The following is a 506-nucleotide window of genomic DNA, read 5'->3' on the forward strand; positions in this document are numbered from 1 at the left end:
GTCGAGAAAAAGCAACAGCAGATCGAGCAGCGCCCACGGCGGGCCGCTCGCATCGGATAAGTCGAAAAATCCGGCTAAAGTGGCCGAGCTGCACATCAGGCCGCGCGGTTTTCCTCCCTGATCGCCGGCGCGGTTTCTTCCTCCCTGAACCGCATGCAGACTTGCCGCCTCGGACACCCCGAGGCGGTTTTTTTTCGCCTCGCTCGAGCATCGCCGCATCCGACGATGCCGAGACGACCAGGCCGCGCACGTCGAGCTGCAGCACCGCCATTGCCGACGATGGCACCAGGTCGCCGGCGGTGGCCACCGATTTTATCAACCGCTTTCAGGAAGATGTGCAGCTGATGAAGCTGGCTGGGCTGACCCACTACCGCACCTCAATCAACTGGTCGCGCTTTCTGACCGACTATGAAAACGTCACGGTGGATGAGGAGTATGCGGCCTATTATGACCAGCTGTTCGATGCGCTGCTGGCTAACGGCATCACGCCGATGATCTGCCTTGAG

The 506-nt window shown here is 60.7% G+C and carries 1 protein-coding gene; it reads left to right on the plus strand.

Going from position 1 to position 506, the window contains the following annotated elements:
* Window positions 1-299: 299 nt before the first annotated feature.
* Window positions 300-506, plus strand: a 207-nt coding sequence (locus tag ABD169_RS16150) for a family 1 glycosylhydrolase (RefSeq protein ID WP_344033629.1), incomplete at its 3' end; no start/stop codon positions are given.

It is taken from the genome of Leucobacter iarius (assembly GCF_039530105.1).
Lineage (GTDB): Bacteria > Actinomycetota > Actinomycetes > Actinomycetales > Microbacteriaceae > Leucobacter > Leucobacter iarius.